The organism is Chryseobacterium sp. Bi04, assembly GCF_918698085.1.
Taxonomy (GTDB): Bacteria; Bacteroidota; Bacteroidia; order Flavobacteriales; family Weeksellaceae; genus Chryseobacterium.
Genome location: NZ_CAKKLP010000007.1, coordinates 208,068 through 225,597, shown reverse-complemented (window position 1 = coordinate 225,597; position 17,530 = coordinate 208,068). Strand labels below are relative to the sequence as shown.

Sequence of the window (17,530 nt, the reverse complement as noted above, 5' to 3'; positions counted from 1 at the left end):
TTATTAAATTGATAATAATAATTAAATATTATAGAATTTAAGATAATAAAATCTCAATACATTTATAAACTAAATGGTTAAACAGGTGATTATCAGGCAACAAAAAAGCCCGGGCAAATGCCCGGGCTTCTATATTTATAATACAATTGAAAATTATTTCAATTCTACTTCAGCACCAGCTTCTTCTAATTGCTTCTTAAGAGCTTCAGCTTCGTCTTTAGAAACTCCTTGCTTAATTGCAGCTGGAGCACCATCTACGATATCTTTAGCTTCTTTAAGACCAGCACCAGTTAAATCTTTTACCAATTTAACGATAGCTAATTTAGAAGCACCTGCAGACTTAAGAATTACGTCGAATTCAGTTTTTTCTTCAGCAGCTTCTCCACCACCTGCAGCAACTACTACAGCAGCAGCAGCTGGCTCAATTCCGTACTCATCCTTAAGGATAGTAGCTAATTCATTTACGTCTTTTACTGTTAAGTTTACTAGCGTTTCAGCTAAATTTTTTAAATCTGACATTGTTGTAATGTTTTTGTTGATTATTTATTTAATTTTTTGAGTATAATTATTCAGCACTTGTTTCTTCAGTGCTTTCTGCAGCAGCTTCTGGAGCTTCAGCAGGAGTTTCTTCTACAGCCGGAGCAGCTTCTTCAGCTTTAGCTTCTACTGTTTCAGGTTTGTTTTGAAGAGCAGAAACAACTCTTTGAATTGGAGATTGAAGTAATCCGATGATTTCTCCGATCATTTCTTCTCTAGACTTGATGTTAGCAAGTGAAGTTAAGTTTTCGTCTCCAACATAGAAAGTTTCCTGAAGGTAAGCAGACTTTAAAGCAGGCTTATCTTCTTTTTTTCTGAACCCTTGGATTAATTTTGCAGGAGCATTCGCAGTATCAGCAATCATGATTGCAGAGTTACCTTTGAATGTTGGGAACATTTCAGAGAAATCTACCCCATCAATTTGCTCCATTGCTTTTTGTAAAAGTGTATTTTTTACTACTTTTACTTTGATATTTTGTTTGAAAGCCTGTCTTCTGAAATCTGAAGACTTAGCAGCGTTCAATCCTTCTAGATCTGCTACGTATACTACTTTTGCATCCTGAAGCAAGTCTTTGATCTCTTGTATTGCTACAACTTTTTGGTCTTTTGTCATCGTCTTAAGGATTTAATATTAGTTAACAGATTTTGTATCAATTGCAATACCCGGGCTCATGGTAGAAGACAAGTAGATGCTTTTCACATAAGTTCCTTTAGCAGCTGTAGGCTTCATTTTCACCAAAGTCTGGATTAATTCCTGAGCATTTTCTTTGATCTTAGCAGCATCAAAAGACACTTTACCAATACCAGCATGGATAATACCATACTTATCTACTTTGAAATCAATTTTACCAGCTTTCACTTCAGTTACTGCTTTACCAATTTCCATAGTTACAGTTCCTGATTTAGGGTTAGGCATTAAACCTCTTGGACCTAATACTCTACCTAATGGACCTAATTTACCCATAACAGCTGGCATAGTAACGATAACGTCAACATCTGTCCAACCATCTTTTATTTTTTGTAAATATTCGTCAAGACCTACATAATCAGCTCCAGCTTCTTTAGCTTCAGCTTCTTTATCTGGTGTTACAAGAGCTAATACTTTAACATCTTTACCAGTTCCGTGAGGAAGAGATACTACACCTCTTACCATTTGGTTTGCTTTTCTTGGATCTACACCCAATCTTACAGCGATATCTACAGAAGCATCAAACTTTGTAGTGTTTACTTCCTTTACAAGAGCCGAACCTTCTTCAAGGTTATAGATTCTACCTTTCTCTACTTTGCTTAAAGCTTCTTTTTGCTTTTTTGTTAATTTTGCCATTTCAATAAGTTTTAAGCGTTAGTTGGTTTAGTTCCTGTTACTTTTAATCCCATAGATCTAGCAGTACCAGCTACCATAGAAAGTGCAGAGTCAATTGTAAAGCAGTTAAGATCTGCCATTTTATCTTCAGCGATTTTCTTTACCTGATCCCAAGATACAGAACCTACTTTGTTTCTGTTTGGTTCACCGGAACCTCCTTTGATCTTAGCTGCATCCATTAATTGAATTGCTGCAGGTGGAGTTTTAATTACGAATTCAAAAGATTTGTCTTCGTATACTGTAATTACTACAGGTAAAACTTGCCCTGGCTTGTCTTGGGTTCTTCCGTTAAATTGCTTACAAAACTCCATGATGTTCACACCTGCAGAACCCAAAGCTGGACCTACTGGTGGAGAAGGGTTAGCTGCGCCACCTTTCACCTGAAGCTTTACCATTTTAAAGACTTTCTTAGCCATTTTAATTTTTTTTAGTTTGAATAATTAATGAGTTTGGAAGCATTTATTATTCAGTAGGTTATGCACTCACATAACAATAAACCTACTTTTCGGATTGCAAAAGTATAAAATATTTTTGAAACTACAAACCGAAATTGCTGATTTTTAAAAAGTTTTAAGAAATTAATTGATATATAGAAGTTCAGAGTATCAGTTCATTCCGCTTTTTCACTGACTATCTTCAGGATATATTTTATATTGGAGAAACTCAAAACAATTCATCACATTTTAAAATAAAAACAAGATCCTTATTTTTCTCATTTGTTGCTGTTAAGAACTTTTACTTTCTGATCAATCTTATCCCTATCTCTCTATTTTATCTTTATAATTTATATTTCTCTTTCAATATCTTTTCCCTTTATTCCATCCCCCCTATCAGCTATTACCATAATATAAGGCTTAGGTCTCAACATATCAATTAAGTATTTTGCATACATAAAAAGACCGCTGTCTGCAGTCTTTTTATATATAGTAATGTCAATTAAAAACCGGACGGCTTGTTAATTGTTTGTGCAGAACCATCTGTTCCTCCCAGATTAGCGTTTACCTCATTGATATTATGCTTTGTGATCAATCTTCTATAAGCCATCAGGTAAAGGTCTACCGTAAAGTTATTGTAGGTTCGTGATGGAGTGGAAGTATTGGTTGCAATTATTCTACTGTCTGAAAATTTTGCTTTTATATGCCATGTTCCGTTGCTTTTGAAAGCGGTAACATCAGGTGACCCCTGTTTATTATCGTTAATTCCATTATCACCATAGTCAAGCATCACATTGGTACTGCCATCATTTAATTTAAATGAATAGTTATGAAGAACAACAAGGAAGTTATTAGCATCTATTTTGGTATCATAATCTGCAATTCCGTTACCGGATACACCTGTAAGGGTAAGTTTAAGATAATTGAATAATCCGCTGCTTTCCAGGTTTGGATCATACAGCTGAAGGGCGTTTTCGGATGTCGCCAAAAAGCTACCTCCCGTCATGGTAGGCTCCCCGGGATTTCTAAGATATAAAGAGTTGGTATATGTTTTCCCATTGACATCAAGAGTCTCTGTGGGTTTATCTGTCTTGATTCCTACTTTACCGGTCTGAGCATTCAAAAATAGTCCCAGGCCCATTATTATTGTAATATAAATTTTTCTTATCATATCTTTTTTATTGAAGGCCTAAAGGCGTATTAGTTGAAACTCCCGAATAAATCGGCGATGAAGAAGCTGAAACCGAACCGTTAAAAGTTCCCCAGTCTTTAACCAATGACTTTTCAAAAACATTAAGGGTAAGAGACCATGTTCCGTTGACCGAAGAAGCAGTACCGGCACCTTTAAAACTTAAATTCACAGCATGATATTTCTTTCCTGCTTTTACGATCTGGCTTACTTCTGTAGAATAAGAACCGTAAGATTTGGGATTAGTAGAAGTGTTAGCTGCTGATACGGCATCTGTAAAAACAGCACCTGTAACAGCCACAACATATTTATCGGCATCTAATCCTGTATTCAGATTTACCACTTCATCCTGTTTTACATTTTTCAGAACGACATTATAAATATTAACAGGTGCTACGTTACGAAGTGTAATGTCCAGCAGTTTTACTTTACCCACAGGCGAAGTGTCTTTTGAACGGGTAAGAAGAAGATAGTTTCCTCTTGCCGTTGCATTTTCAGTATCTACCAAATAGGATTCAACCAATGTTTCACCTTCTACATCCAAAGTTCCTTTAGGATTTACTGTATTAATTCCAACCTGGGCGTTCATGCCCAAAGCTGCAAAAGCTACAAAGACTATTGCGATAATTTTTTTCATTATGTATGTTTTTTATTGAATTAATGGAGCTGCAGCTGCACCGGTAGTAGAAGTTTTAAGATCCTGGGTGGTATTAAATTCTTTAGCGTATGATCTGTCATATACCAATAAATTGAGAGTCCATTCTCCCGTAGGCAATGTGGAAGATGGCGAGAACCCCTGATAATCTGCTTTCAGTTTCCAGGTATCTCCTGAAGAATAGGCGAAAATCTGAGGTACCGGAGTCAGCCAATCTGCAGAATAAGTTCTGGTAGGCTGGGTAAACCCAAAAGAAGAAATGACAACAAGGAATTTCTTAGAATTGATCTTGGTATCGAACTGGTTAACCCAGTCTTTATCTGAAGGATCACATGTGATTTTAAACTGGATAATATTAATAGGCGCCGGAGAATTGGGCACAAAAGAATCATTATAGGCCGTAATTTTGTTTTCTGGAGCTGGAGATTTGATCACAAAAGTGTAGTTTTCATCAGCCCCAAGTTTTTCCATAGGTTTTTTGAAAACCATTCCTGATGTTTTCATAGTCCCGTTAACGGTAAGTTCCTTTTCCGGTGTTGCAGTATTGATACCAACCTGCGCGTTTACAAATGCAACGGCCCCCGTTAAAAGGATCATCGAAGTAAATTTAATCATTGGATTATGTGTGTTTATTGTAGAAATCGCCTCTTCATGTTGAAATTTTCAATTTTGATTTCCGATATAGGCATAAAAGTTCAATACTTCTGCTGTACAGTGTATCAAATAAGAAAAATATAAAGTTTTATGGATTAGTTGCTTGATTGGTTACAATAAGTATGCCATATAAAGGAAAATAATGTACATAAATACCTTAAACATCAGTAAAAAATCAAACTTATCACCATATGGCGATAATTTCAACAATAGCAAAGTCCGTATAGAAGCATTAAAAAGGAATTGTAAACTGTGGATTTAATAAACAGCATTGCAAAACTTAAATGCACATAAATAAACAGAAAAAGAACCAGGTAAAGAAAATAAATATAAACTTATTAGTGACAGAGAACAAAACAAAAAAGACCGCTTTACAGCAGTCTTTTTATATTTATAAGTAATTATTATACTTTTTCTACTTGCATATAGCTAAGCTCCATTGGAGTTTTTCTACCGAAGATCAATACAGAAACTTCAATTTTCTTCTTATCTTCAAGAATTTTTTCAACAGTACCATTGAATCCATTGAAAGGTCCATCGATTACTTTCACATTTTCTCCTACGATATATGGAATTTCCACATCGCTGGCAAATTCTGATAGTTCGTCCATTCTTCCAAGCATTCTGTTTACTTCAGACTTTCTCATTGGAACTGGATCTCCTCCTTTTGTTAAACTTAAGAAAGATATTACTCCGGGAATGTTTTTAATAGCGTGAGGAATCTCTCCCATCAACTCAGCTTCAATCATCAAGTAACCAGGATAGTAAGGCTTTTCTTTAGGAACTTTTTTACCGTTTCTAATTTGAATAACCTTTTCCATAGGGATAACCACTTGAGTAACGTACTGCTCAAACCCTAAGCGTTTGATTTCTGTCTCAATATAGTTTTTCACTTTATTTTCCTGTCCGCTGATTGCTTTCAGCACATACCATTTCAGTTCGCTCATTATGGAAAATACTTTTAATTAATTGAACAAGTTGATTAGTATTCCTATGATGTTGCTGATTGCTTTTGAAAACAATTCATCAACTCCAAAGGTAAACAATGCCAGAATAACTGTCGCAATAGTCACTACAATAGTAGAAGACTGTAGGTCAGCCCATTTTGGCCATTCAACTTTATGTCTGAATTCGTTATAAGAACCTTTTAAAAAATCAACAAATGAACTCATAATTTATATTTGCACGGGCACAAGGATTCGAACCCTGATCAACGGTTTTGGAGACCGGTATCCTACCATTGGACGATGCCCGTAATTAAAAAAGCTTCCGAGAGTTTCCTTTCGGAAGCTTTATTTATTTTAAGATGATTAGTCTAAGATTTCAGTAACCTGACCTGAACCAACTGTTCTACCTCCTTCTCTGATCGCAAATCTAAGACCTACGTTAAGAGCAATTGGCTGTAACAATTCTACAGTGATCTCTAAGTTATCTCCTGGCATTACCATTTCTACACCTTCTGGTAAGAAGATTTCACCTGTAACGTCAGTAGTTCTTACGTAGAACTGAGGACGGTATTTGTTGTGGAATGGAGTGTGACGTCCACCTTCTTCTTTAGAAAGGATATAAACAGAAGCCTTGAATTTTTTGTGTGGCTTAACTGAATCTTTCTTAGCGATAACCATACCTCTCTTGATGTCAGTTTTTTCAATACCTCTCAACAATAGACCTACGTTATCTCCAGCTTCACCTCTATCTAGGATCTTTCTGAACATCTCAACTCCTGTAATAGTAGAAGTTAATTTCTCATCACCCATACCTACGATATCAACTGGATCTCCAGTGTTGATAACACCAGCCTCGATTCTACCAGTTGCTACAGTACCTCTACCTGTAATAGAGAATACGTCTTCGATTGGCATCAAGAATGGCTTTTCAGTATCTCTTGGTGGTTGTTCGATCCAAGTATCAACAGCATCCATTAATTCTTCAACGCTCTTGAACCACTTATCTTCTGTGTTAGCAGGAGAAGCAGTAGCTGCAGTAAGAGCTCCTAATGCAGAACCTTGAATTACTGGAGAGTTGTCTCCGTCGAAATCATAAGTAGACAATAAGTCTCTAAGTTCCATTTCAACAAGCTCTAATAACTCAGGATCATCTACCATGTCAACTTTGTTCATGAAAACAACGATTCTTGGTACGTTTACCTGACGGCAAAGTAGGATATGTTCTCTAGTCTGAGGCATTGGACCGTCAGTTGCAGCACATACTACGATAGCTCCATCCATTTGAGCAGCACCAGTTACCATGTTCTTAACATAGTCGGCGTGACCTGGACAGTCAACGTGAGCATAGTGTCTTTTTTCAGTTTCGTATTCGATGTGAGCAGTATTGATAGTAATACCTCTTTCTTTTTCTTCTGGAGCAGAGTCAATTGCAGAGAAGTCTTTTTTCTCAGCAAGACCTTTGCTAGCTAATACAGCAGAAATAGCAGCTGTAAGAGTAGTTTTACCATGGTCAACGTGACCAATAGTACCAATGTTCAAGTGTGGTTTGTTACGATTAAACGTTTCCTTTGCCATGATTGTAAAATTATTTATTTATTGTTTTTCAAATTTTCGGTGTGCAAATATAATGAATTTTTAAATACCAAAACCTTTTTATTGAAAAAAGTTTCAATATTCAAATCCAATGAAGTACAAACCTTATATTTCAATGTATTGAGACTGCAAATTTACACAATTTTCTGAATTGAAAAAAACTTTAAGAAACCTTTTCCGAAAAACCCTGAAACCCAATATATAAAAGAATAAAATTTGTTATTTCATCTTTACTTTAGTATTGCTCTGTAATCCTCATTTCATCTTTTTTATTTATCCGTTGGCATTCTGAATGACCTTATAAATAAGTACAAAGCCAAAAAGAAGGCTCCCCCTATCATGATCAGCGATGTAGAATTCTGGCCAAAGGCAACAAAAGAGAAAAATTCATTGCAAATAAAGCCAATGGTATTGATATTAAAGAAGCCAAGAATTAACAAATACAGAACGATCAGTATGAATGCAATTCCTCTATAATTTGGATTAAATAAACGGGCAAGTATTTTTTTTACTTTATTTCTGAAACTTGCAGGAAGCAAATAAGCAGGAATAAACAGACTATAGAGCCCTATTGAATACATAAATGAGATATTCAGCATCAGAAGTACATTAAGATGAAAAAAAACGGTTAGCAGAAGCATCAACCTGAAAAACTTCGGATAAAGAAAAGCTACTATAAAAATGGTTTCAAAAAAGACAGTCATATAATCCAGAAACTCCCAGAACACTTTAGAATGTATTCCGTCATAAAAATCCGAAAGAAAGTCATTCCATCCTATAATATACCTGTACTGACTAAAAAAGATCTGTGTATACTGGGTATCCATACTTAGCCATCCTCCTAGAATTTTAGAAAGTCCGGCGGTAAACATTCCGAAACTGAAGATCAGGCTTATCATGAACAGAGGCCACGACTTCGCTGGACCATCCGTTTCTTTTTCGGGCTCCGGAAAGAAACTGTAGGTTCTGTTCCATGGTGAAAATGCCATTATTAAGATCGGCAGAGTATAAACAAAATCATGGTTCACTTTTCCAAAAGAATAGGCATAATTACTGGTCAGTACATACACGGCCATATAAAGTATTGCAAATATCCTTGGTTTATAGCCTATCAGAATCAACAGCAACCCAAGGTACATTATGTATCTGCATAGCACAAAGAAAATTTCTGAGGGAATGAAATCTATAAAAGACAGTACACTGATAGGCGGATGCATGGCACTGTTAGGAATAGAATGAATCCAGCTGTTATCTGACACTCCCATCCATAATAGGAACAGAGAGAAAAATATCCGGTAAAAAGCCAGAAACTCATAGCTTGGACGGTAACTGGTGAAAGGAAGTTCTTTTAGTTTATTCATCATTGTTAATTTAAAATCGGAAACTCAATACAGTATCCCGGACGGCTGTATCATTCATTTTTCTTGTGGTGATATCGAAATCTTTAGTTTCATTGATCACCTCCATGCCTGTTACTTCTTTGTCCGGAAATCTTTCTCTCAATTTTTCTACAATGAATTTTTTGCTTTCGTTTAGGTCAACTTTTTTAATATTCCGGTTAAGGATAGACTTTTTTAAAAGATAAAGTTCCTTTTTATAGAGAGGCAGACTGTTTATCCGGCTGTCTAAAACCGGATATTCCTTAGGAAAAAGTAAATTTTGGATTAGGGTGATCTGTATCGTTCTGGGTATTTTATCTCCCAGATAATCATTATTGACTAAAATACTGTCCGCTCCATCTTTAAAAAAGACATGGGAAGTTGTTTTTGTAAATTTAATATACTTTCCGTCTTTTATAGGATATGAGGAAAATCCAGGAAAATTAAAGGATGGGTAGGTTTCTTCAATATTCATCTTAAAAATCAGCTGCAGTGGGAGCAGGATGATTAAAAATCCAAATAGGAAGAGAACCGATTTCTTGTAGTGTTTCATATTGTGTTTTAACATTTGCAAAGTAAGACATATTATAAGAGCTATTGTAAGCCTGTGTTTGAAAATAAGGAGGAACTTTCTACAAATGTCGTAAAGGTTGGGAGCTCATTGTTTTTGTGGTTATCATTTGTTTATAATTAATTCGCCAATTTAATTATTTTATTTGAAATCATACAAGAGAAAGCTAAAAAAGACTTCGCCCCGAAAAGACCGGGGCGAAGAAGTTATATAAAAACAAGATTAAATGGGCCGTAATTTTTGGGTTCTGTTGAAAATCCAGAAAATTATCGGGAAAATAAGTAAGGTAAGGACGGTTGCTGTAATAAGGCCTCCAATGATGACAATTGCCAGGGGTTTTTGAGATTCTGATCCAATTCCTGTAGATAAAGCAGCCGGCATTAATCCGATAGATGCCATAAGTGCCGTCATAATCACCGGTCTGGTTCTGGATTTAACACCACTTAATATGGCTGTATCTATATCCATTCCTTCTTTTACATTCTGATGAAACTCTGTAATAAGGATTACCCCATTCTGGATACAGATTCCCAAAAGGGCTATCATCCCTACTCCTGCAGAAATACCAAAGTTTATTCCGGTCACATGCAGGGCAATAATTCCTCCTATCAGAGCAAAAGGTACATTGGCCAATACAAGAAGTGAATCTTTAATATTTCCAAACAGGATAAATAACAAAAAGAAGATCATCAAAATACTTACGGGCACCACCTGAGCCAATCTGTGTGAAGCCCGCTGCTGGTTTTCAAACTGGCCTGTCCATCCTATAGAATATCCATCAGGAAGCTCAATTTTTTCCACTTTTTTCTGAGCATCGGCAATCGTACTCCCCAGATCCCTGTCTCTGATTGAAAACTTGACCCCAATATATCTTTTAATATTATCTCTGTAAATAAATGCAGCTCCGTTGTCTTTTACAATAGTACTTATTTCCTTCAACGGGATTTTTGCTCCGTCCTGGGTAGGTACCATCAAAGAGGCAATATCATTTTCATCTTTTCTGTATTCCTGGGAATAACGGAGACGAATAGGAAATTTCCTTTCGCCGTCAAACATTTCGGAAGCTGTTTTGCCACCAAAGGCCATTTCCAGCACTGCCTGTGCATCTGCGGGCATTACACCGTATGCTGCCATTTTATCCCGGTCTAAAACAACACTTACTTCCGGCTGACCGATATTTTTAATGATTCCCGGATCTTTTACCCCTTTTACATCTTTAATTTTTACTAAGATTTCTTCTGCCAGCTTATCCAGAGTTTCTAAGTTATCTCCATAGATTTTAATCCCGTTTTCGGCTTTAAAACCTGCTACTGCTTCGGCCACGTTATCTGAAATCGGCTGAGAGTAGTTGAACGTAATGCCCTGATAGCTCCGAAGTTTTTTATCAATTTCATTAATTAGTTCTTCATAAGTGATCTTACGTTTCCATTCTTCCCTTGGTTTAAGATTTACGGCAAACTGTACAAATCCAAATCCATTGGGATCTGTACCGTCATTGCTTCTACCCGTCTGGGCCAGAACATCCGTTACTTCAGAAAAGCTCATAATATCTTTCTTTAAAAGGTCTGCTGTTTTAAGGGACTCTTTTAATGATGAGCTCATTGGCATTTCCGCGGTAATCCACAAAGAACCTTCATTCAACTGGGGTAAGAATTCTGTTCCGAGAAACCTACCTGAGAATAACGTTAATGCGAGGAATGAGATGGCAACGATCATGCTGGTCTTTTTATGCCTGAAGGTCATATTAAAGCCTTTTAAAACAATTCTGTCCCAAAAATTGACAAAAGGATTGTTCTTTTCTTTTACATTTTTATTTAAAAGGATATGAGAAAGAACAGGAACAAGGGTTAATGTAAATATCAATGCTCCTATCAATGCAAATCCTAAAGTAAAGGCCAGAGGCGAAAACATTTTCCCTTCTACTTTCTGGAATGAGAAAATAGGAATCAGGGAAGTGATGATAATCAGCTTTGAGAAAAAAATGGCTTTTCCCAACCCGGTACCGGTTTGTTTGATCCAGCCACCTTTTGCCAGTTTATTAAATTTTTCTGTTCCATATTTATGGGCTTTACGATCGAGCATTACAAAGAGTCCTTCCACCATGACGACGGCACCGTCAATGATAATTCCAAAGTCAACAGCTCCCAATGAAAGTAGGTTGGCGCTCATTCCTGCCAATTTTAAGCATAAAAATGCAAACAGCAGAGATAAGGGAATAATAATGGAAACAATCAGTGTAGTTCTCCAGTCTGCCATAAAGATAAGAACGATTACTGTTACCAGAATAATTCCTTCAATAAGGTTGTGCATCACGGTACGTGTCGTAAAATCCATCAGATTGTCCCTGTCATAAAAGGTTACCATTTTTACATCTTTAGGAAGAATCTTTTCGTTGAGTTCTTTAATCTTGGCTTTTACACCTATTAAAACCTCTCTCGGATTCTCTCCTTTTCTCATCACCACAATCCCTTCTACAGTATCTTCATGGGTATTCAAACCCGCCTGCCCTACCCTGGGCATAGAACTTTCATGTACTTCGGCTACATTTTTCACCAAAACAGGGTTCCCACTGTCATTCTGAATGGTGATATTTCCTATATCAGCTACCGATTTCACCAAACCTATTCCTCTTACGACATAGGCCTGTCCATTTTTTTCAATGACATCTCCCCCAACATTCAGGTTACTTTTAGTCACAGCATCGTATACCTGCAGCGGAGTTAAATTGTATTTATCCAAAGCCCTGGGATCAATACTCAGTTCAAAAACTTTATCCTGGCCCCCGAAAACATTAATATCCGCCACTCCCGGCACTCCTCTCAAAGCACGGTCAATAACCCAATTCTGAAGGGTAAGCAGTTTACGGGAATCTTTTGTTTTACTTTCCAGCGTATATCTGAAAATCTCGCCGGTGGGCCCGTAGGGTGGCTGTACTTCAGGATCTACCTCATCAGGAAGGCTAATGGTTCTTAATTGGTTATTGACCTGATTTCTGGCAAAAGTATCGTCCACCCCATCGTCAAACAGAATTTTAACAATGGAAAGTCCAAACATAGTGGTACTTCTCACGCTGGTTTTCTTCTGAACCGGGCTCATAGCTAATTCGATAGGGGTAGTAACAAAACGTTCCACTTCTTCTGCACTACGCCCATTCCACTGGGTAATGATTACAATCTGGGTATTGGTAACATCGGGAAAAGCTTCAATCGGCATGTTCTTGAAACTTATAAAGCCGGCAATCGCTAAAATAGCTACCCAGATAAAGGTAAATGCTTTATTTTTTAATGAAAAAGCGATTATATTTTTAATGAATTTATTCATAGTAGAAATTAGATGTTAGACTTTAGATATTAGACTAATAACTAAATGTTGAATTGCTGAAGGTTCTTGAACCATTAAGTTTTTTATTTAAGGAGTTGAGATTGTTAAGTAACCCGCAGGCGAATTGACTAAGTTGCGATGCTTAAAAAACATCTTGGATGTTTTTCTAATTAAACTTACCTTCTTAATTCTGCATAATAATATTCTTAATGTTTCAAATTAAAACTCAAACAAAATTTAATTATTCAAAGAGCGGTAAATCAACAGCTGATTGTTGGTAATCACCTCCTCTCCTTCGGTCAGCCCATCTGCAATATAAGTGACATCACCTACCTGTTTCTGAACCTTAACTTCTTTCACCTTCACATCTGTCCTGGATTTAAAAACCACCACAAAACTTTTGTTATCATCAAAGATCACGGCCTTGGAAGGAACCGTCAGCATCGTATTATTTTCCAAACTGGATACTTTTATCGTAGCCTTACTATCCGGAATCAGCAACCCGTTAGCATTATCCAGAACAACTCTGGCCTGCATTGCATTGGTTTGCGGATCAATAATTTTGAATATTTTATCAATTTTACCATCAAAAACTTTATCCGGGTAAGAAAGTGTAGAAACCTGCGCTTTCATTCCCAGGTTTATTTTATCAATATCTGATTCATTAACGTTCATGATAGCCCATACATTCGTGGTGTTGGCTACATCAAAAATATTTTCACTTCTATCGCTTCTCAGCTGCATATCCTTATTGATACTTTTCTGAACGATATATCCGCTGATTGGAGCTACCACACTGTAAATATTACCCGACTTTACATTATATACCGTACTTATAGCAGAGGCTCTCTGTAATTGATCCTGAGCTTTCTGCAACTGGCTTTTAGCTTCCAGTACATCTCTTTCTGTATTAAGTTTTCCTTCGTACAGCTCCTTAGCAACCCGAAGATTATTCGTAGCCACTACCAAATCAGTTTTTGAATCGCTTACATCTTTTTGAACTTCCGCGAGTTCCGTACTCCTGATGGTGGCCAGCACCTGTCCTTTTTTAACGTAATCCCCCAACTCTACATTTACACTCATTACATTTCCGCCTACAAGCGGATATACATCTATATAACTGTTTTTATCTGCAGAAATCTTTCCGTAAAAGCTATACACATCTTCTATATTCTTTTTCTCCGCTTTAGCTAAAGAAATAGAACCCAGCATCGTATTGCTAAGCTCGAAGCCTTTCTTAGGCTGATTTGTTTTTTCTTCCTCTTTTTTTGAACAGGCCAGTAATGATAAGACCATCAATACAGGGATAATATATGTTTTCATAGTTAATAGAAGATTTTCGTTTGTATTAATTGATTAAGTTGTTCCGCCGACTGCATGATTTCATTCTTCATATCATAGATTTGGAGCGCTGCTTCTCTATAGCTGTCCATAAAATCTGTAAATTCGATAAGATTTACATTTCCCTTTCTAAAATTGGTGACCATTCCGTTATAGACCACATCCATATTTTTCAGATCTGTTGTTTTGATATCCTGCAGCTGATCATACTGTGCTTTCCATGTTTTGTAAGCAGACTGTATTTTAGTCTCAAGCGTTAATTTTTGAAAGTCTGCATTTTTCTGGTTTTGCTGAATGGCATAATTGGCTTTTTCAACATTTCCCTGATTGGCCTTCCATAGTGGCAGGGGAATTCCCAGGGTAAGATTCACTTCATTATTAAAAGTGCCTCCTGCCTGATCCCATGCAGCTCCAACATTCAGGTCCGGAATATTCAAGGATTTTTGCCATTGAGCGTATAATTTGCTATTATCAATTAATTTTAAATGATACCGATAATCCGCATTATTTTTAAGGGCCTTTTTTCTCAGTTCTTCGGCATCACCAAAAGGCTGGGCAGCCAGAGCCTCCTTAGCTTCCGGTTCTGACATTTGTGGCTCTATATCTTCCGGAATTCCCGTTAAAATTTTTAGATTCTGTTCAAAATCAAGAATATTCTTATTGATTTCAAGTTTATCGTGATTCAGCTGAATAACAAGGCTCTGTAATCTTACAGCATCTTTAAGAGATACGTTTCCTTTCTCTGACTGTACACGGTAAGCGCTTAGAAGATCATTCATATATCCTAATTGCTTATCGGTATTCTCCAGTTTTAATTTTTCATAATAGAGGTTGAAATAAGCAGTACGAAGTTGCGCTCTCAGATCTACCAGTAATTGGGAAAACTGGAGCTGAGCCAGTTCTTTATTGGATTTTGCAAAGGCTATTTCATTTTTCTTTTTTCCTCCCATATAAATGAGCTGTGTAATGCTTCCTCCTTTTGAATGGCCAGCATCAAAGAGCTTTTTATCCCCGGGGTTATAAGCATTGAACTGTCCGCTGAGCTGTGGCAGCTCCAAGATTTTAGCCTGTAGAATATCAGCATCTGCCATGTTAATATTGTACTGTTCGGCAAGCAGCTGGAGGTTGTTCTTTTGGAAAGCTTCTTCACAATCCAAAAGAGACATTTGCTGCTGTCCTGCCATGAATGAGGAAATGGCTAGAAACAGCATTGCTATTCTGTTCATTATTATTCTTTTTAAACTACAAAATTGCTTTCATATGATTAAAAGAAACTTAAATGAGGCTTAAAATAAAATTAAAATCTTTGTAAACAGGCTATTTCACAAAGTATTTAAACAGAAGAAAATTTATTTTTTTCTCTATATGTTGAATTTTTATATGAAAACCAATTCCTGTTAATTAAAATAGATATTTTAAAAATAAAGAAATGGTACGGGAATTATTTTTTAAAAATTACAGTGAATTTATTCAGGTATTCCTCAGGTGAAGAATATACAATTTCAGAGTCATGGTACTCAAGAATACGTTTAACAATCCTCAGCCCTAATCCTGATCCGGATATATTCTGAGCATTATTTCCTCTGGTAAAGGCTTCAAATAATTTAGATTGCTCTTCTTCAGGAATAATATCCCCATGAGAGATTACCTCTACGTAAAGGCGGTCGTTGGTTTCAGTTATTAAAACTTTCACTTCTGTATTATCAGAATATACTGCAGCATTTTTAAACAGATTAATAAAAACGATAACTAACAAAGACGGTATCCCATCTATCGTAAGCAGAGCATTTTCAGAAGTATCTTCGGTAATGAGAAAATCAAGCTTAAGATCGGGATAACTTTTCTCTACCCCCTCAAAAGCTTCAAATATGACTTCATCAATTCTTACCTCCTCATAAATACTCTGAATATTTTCTTTATCAAATTTGGTGAGAAGTAATAATGAATTGGTAAGATCTGACAGCTGATATACATCTCTTTGAATCTGCTGTAGCGCAGACAGGGTTTTAGGAGAGTGTTTCTCAAATGTAATCAGGTTTTCAAGCTGGAAAGCCATCCTTGTAATCGGAGTCCTTATTTCATGTGAGGCACTCGCTGTAAAATCTTTCTGGGATTGAAATACATCATTCAGCCGTACAATCATCGTGTTAAAAGACTTTGCCAGAACGCTTACTTCATCATTCGACTGCTGAACAGGGATTTGTTTTGTTAGTTGATGAGCGGTAACTTCTGAAATTTCCTGATTCAGATCTTCCAGGGGCCGCAGGAATTTTTCCACGAAGTAATAGCTGAAAAAACCAATCAGAAGGGTACTCATCACATATGCTAAAATCAAAAGATACTTAAGGTAAGTCAGTTTTGATTTTCCATTGGTGTCAAAGGCACTGGTAAGTATGTAATAATTCTCACCATTAATAGTTCGCAAGGCTGCATAAATCTCCGGGATGGTCTTTTCAGTATAGATGATCTTTTTTTTGTCCAGTTCCTTAAGCATGTTGGTATCCCATGTAACATTCTGATCTTTGATCGTACTGTAAATCAGTTCTTTTTTATCATTGAAAATTAAAATCTTTTCATTTAAAAGAATATTATCTGAATTCTCATTAAAAAAAATAGGCGCCTCTTCTTCAAAATCTTTAGATCTAGAAATAAAATGGGTGGTAAACTCCAGTCTCTGCCTGAACCTTTCCTTAAACTCATCCCGTCTGAAATCATTGAAAGATAAATAAATCACAGCCATCACCATTCCAAAAAGCAGTGAAAAGGCAATACTGATCGTTAAAGCAATCTTTCTTTTTAAAGACATTTATAATGGACTTAAGTAATATCCAAACCCCGAACGTGTGTGGATCAGTTTTATTTTAAAATCCTTATCGATTTTTTTTCTTAAAAAATTGATATAAACCTCTACGGTATTGGTATTCGTATTAAAATTGTGCTCCCAAACATGTTCTGTGATCTGTTGCTTAGAAACAGTTCTTCCCTGCGCTTCGGCAAGATAAACCAAAAGCTGAAACTCTTTTAAAGTAAGGGTGATCTCATTGCCTCCACGGTATACCTTCTGTTCCGTTTTATTGATAATAAGGTCATCAACTCTGATGATATCCTGATCGGAAGCATCAGATGGAGCTTTCCTTCTAAGCAAAGAGTTGATTCTTAAAAGCAGTTCTTCAAATTGAAAAGGCTTTACAAGGTAATCATCTGCCAATCTCGTAAAGGCATCCTTCTTATCAGAGAGGTCTCCATATGCCGAAATAATAATGATAGGGGTATTTTTATCAAAAGAACGAATGGTCTGGCAAACATCCAATCCATTTATTTTAGGTACATTAATGTCCAGCAGATACAGATCGTAGGTATTGTTCTTGATCTGACGAAGAAAAGTTTCTCCATCATAGATTTTGTCACAGCTAAAATTATTAGATTCTAAAAATCTGCAAAGTTCTGCGGAAAGAATAAGATCATCTTCTAATAAAAGAATATTCATCAAAATATATTTTACACGAATTTAACAAAAAATTTATGATTGCCATTCTAAAGATGATA

General features: G+C 36.3%; 17 protein-coding genes and 1 tRNA gene. All 18 read right to left on the bottom strand.

The window, feature by feature from the left end; translation table 11 throughout:
- Positions 1-153 precede the first annotated feature (153 nt).
- The 18 genes from rplL to LQV47_RS13285 all read right to left on the bottom strand — a co-directional run bounded on the left by rplL (position 154) and on the right by LQV47_RS13285 (position 17,471).
- Complete coding sequence (rplL, locus tag LQV47_RS13370) at positions 154-519, bottom strand: 50S ribosomal protein L7/L12 (protein WP_047493581.1); 366 nt, start codon at positions 517-519, stop codon at positions 154-156.
- 46 nt (positions 520-565) lie between these two features.
- Positions 566-1,150, bottom strand: coding sequence for a 50S ribosomal protein L10 (rplJ, locus tag LQV47_RS13365; protein WP_230037626.1), 585 nt, complete (start codon positions 1,148-1,150; stop codon positions 566-568).
- Between the two features lie 18 nt (positions 1,151-1,168).
- On the bottom strand, positions 1,169-1,861 hold the full coding sequence (rplA, locus tag LQV47_RS13360; RefSeq protein ID WP_047493574.1) for a 50S ribosomal protein L1: 693 nt from the start codon (positions 1,859-1,861) through the stop codon (positions 1,169-1,171).
- Between the two features lie 11 nt (positions 1,862-1,872).
- Complete coding sequence (gene rplK, locus LQV47_RS13355; RefSeq protein WP_230037624.1) at positions 1,873-2,316, bottom strand: 50S ribosomal protein L11; 444 nt, start codon at positions 2,314-2,316, stop codon at positions 1,873-1,875.
- 520 nt (positions 2,317-2,836) lie between these two features.
- Positions 2,837-3,505, bottom strand: coding sequence for a hypothetical protein (locus tag LQV47_RS13350; protein ID WP_230037623.1), 669 nt, complete (start codon positions 3,503-3,505; stop codon positions 2,837-2,839).
- Between the two features lie 7 nt (positions 3,506-3,512).
- Entirely contained in the window at positions 3,513-4,160 is a 648-nt protein-coding gene (locus tag LQV47_RS13345) for a hypothetical protein (protein WP_230037621.1), read from the bottom strand.
- A 12-nt stretch (positions 4,161-4,172) separates the two neighbouring features.
- Positions 4,173-4,793 (bottom strand): hypothetical protein, encoded by a 621-nt coding sequence (locus tag LQV47_RS13340; protein ID WP_230037619.1) that lies wholly within the window; start codon positions 4,791-4,793, stop codon positions 4,173-4,175.
- A gap of 443 nt (positions 4,794-5,236) precedes the next feature.
- Positions 5,237-5,779 carry a transcription termination/antitermination protein NusG gene (nusG, locus tag LQV47_RS13335; RefSeq protein ID WP_230037617.1) on the bottom strand — a complete coding sequence of 181 codons (543 nt, stop codon included), beginning with the start codon at positions 5,777-5,779 and terminating at the stop codon, positions 5,237-5,239.
- 18 nt (positions 5,780-5,797) lie between these two features.
- Positions 5,798-6,004: a preprotein translocase subunit SecE gene (gene secE, locus LQV47_RS13330; protein WP_047493559.1), complete on the bottom strand. Its 207-nt coding sequence runs from the start codon at positions 6,002-6,004 to the stop codon at positions 5,798-5,800.
- Positions 6,005-6,016: 12 nt separating this feature from the next.
- Positions 6,017-6,087 (bottom strand) — tRNA-Trp (locus LQV47_RS13325).
- A 55-nt stretch (positions 6,088-6,142) separates the two neighbouring features.
- Positions 6,143-7,354, bottom strand: a complete 1,212-nt coding sequence (tuf, locus tag LQV47_RS13320) for an elongation factor Tu (RefSeq protein WP_103291895.1) — start codon at positions 7,352-7,354, stop codon at positions 6,143-6,145.
- Between the two features lie 287 nt (positions 7,355-7,641).
- Complete coding sequence (locus LQV47_RS13315; RefSeq protein WP_230037615.1) at positions 7,642-8,736, bottom strand: hypothetical protein; 1,095 nt, start codon at positions 8,734-8,736, stop codon at positions 7,642-7,644.
- Between the two features lie 7 nt (positions 8,737-8,743).
- Complete coding sequence (locus LQV47_RS13310; protein WP_230037613.1) at positions 8,744-9,304, bottom strand: hypothetical protein; 561 nt, start codon at positions 9,302-9,304, stop codon at positions 8,744-8,746.
- A 240-nt stretch (positions 9,305-9,544) separates the two neighbouring features.
- Complete coding sequence (locus tag LQV47_RS13305) at positions 9,545-12,643, bottom strand: CusA/CzcA family heavy metal efflux RND transporter (protein ID WP_230037611.1); 3,099 nt, start codon at positions 12,641-12,643, stop codon at positions 9,545-9,547.
- A gap of 237 nt (positions 12,644-12,880) precedes the next feature.
- A complete protein-coding gene (locus LQV47_RS13300; protein WP_230037609.1) occupies positions 12,881-13,966 on the bottom strand; it encodes an efflux RND transporter periplasmic adaptor subunit in 1,086 nt (361 codons plus the stop codon).
- Positions 13,967-13,968: 2 nt separating this feature from the next.
- Positions 13,969-15,210, bottom strand: a complete 1,242-nt coding sequence (locus tag LQV47_RS13295) for a TolC family protein (RefSeq protein WP_230037607.1) — start codon at positions 15,208-15,210, stop codon at positions 13,969-13,971.
- Between the two features lie 215 nt (positions 15,211-15,425).
- On the bottom strand, positions 15,426-16,790 hold the full coding sequence (locus tag LQV47_RS13290) for an ATP-binding protein (protein ID WP_230037605.1): 1,365 nt from the start codon (positions 16,788-16,790) through the stop codon (positions 15,426-15,428).
- Positions 16,791-17,471 (bottom strand): response regulator transcription factor, encoded by a 681-nt coding sequence (locus LQV47_RS13285; protein ID WP_230037603.1) that lies wholly within the window; start codon positions 17,469-17,471, stop codon positions 16,791-16,793.
- Positions 17,472-17,530 lie beyond the last annotated feature (59 nt).

Bases quoted from the DNA above. Each gene is read 5' to 3' on its own strand.
- nusG (WP_230037617.1), bottom strand. From the start codon at position 5,779: ATGAGCGAACTGAAATGGTATGTGCTGAAAGCAATCAGCGGACAGGAA.
- LQV47_RS13340 (WP_230037619.1), bottom strand. From the start codon at position 4,793: ATGATTAAATTTACTTCGATGATCCTTTTAACGGGGGCCGTTGCATTT.
- rplA (WP_047493574.1), bottom strand. From the start codon at position 1,861: ATGGCAAAATTAACAAAAAAGCAAAAAGAAGCTTTAAGCAAAGTAGAG.
- rplJ (WP_230037626.1), bottom strand. From the start codon at position 1,150: ATGACAAAAGACCAAAAAGTTGTAGCAATACAAGAGATCAAAGACTTG.
- rplK (WP_230037624.1), bottom strand. From the start codon at position 2,316: ATGGCTAAGAAAGTCTTTAAAATGGTAAAGCTTCAGGTGAAAGGTGGC.
- LQV47_RS13305 (WP_230037611.1), bottom strand. From the start codon at position 12,643: ATGAATAAATTCATTAAAAATATAATCGCTTTTTCATTAAAAAATAAA.
- LQV47_RS13285 (WP_230037603.1), bottom strand. From the start codon at position 17,471: ATGAATATTCTTTTATTAGAAGATGATCTTATTCTTTCCGCAGAACTT.
- LQV47_RS13295 (WP_230037607.1), bottom strand. From the start codon at position 15,210: ATGAACAGAATAGCAATGCTGTTTCTAGCCATTTCCTCATTCATGGCA.
- LQV47_RS13310 (WP_230037613.1), bottom strand. From the start codon at position 9,304: ATGAAACACTACAAGAAATCGGTTCTCTTCCTATTTGGATTTTTAATC.
- LQV47_RS13290 (WP_230037605.1), bottom strand. From the start codon at position 16,790: ATGTCTTTAAAAAGAAAGATTGCTTTAACGATCAGTATTGCCTTTTCA.
- LQV47_RS13300 (WP_230037609.1), bottom strand. From the start codon at position 13,966: ATGAAAACATATATTATCCCTGTATTGATGGTCTTATCATTACTGGCC.
- LQV47_RS13315 (WP_230037615.1), bottom strand. From the start codon at position 8,736: ATGATGAATAAACTAAAAGAACTTCCTTTCACCAGTTACCGTCCAAGC.
- LQV47_RS13345 (WP_230037621.1), bottom strand. From the start codon at position 4,160: ATGAAAAAAATTATCGCAATAGTCTTTGTAGCTTTTGCAGCTTTGGGC.
- LQV47_RS13350 (WP_230037623.1), bottom strand. From the start codon at position 3,505: ATGATAAGAAAAATTTATATTACAATAATAATGGGCCTGGGACTATTT.
- rplL (WP_047493581.1), bottom strand. From the start codon at position 519: ATGTCAGATTTAAAAAATTTAGCTGAAACGCTAGTAAACTTAACAGTA.
- tuf (WP_103291895.1), bottom strand. From the start codon at position 7,354: ATGGCAAAGGAAACGTTTAATCGTAACAAACCACACTTGAACATTGGT.
- secE (WP_047493559.1), bottom strand. From the start codon at position 6,004: ATGAGTTCATTTGTTGATTTTTTAAAAGGTTCTTATAACGAATTCAGA.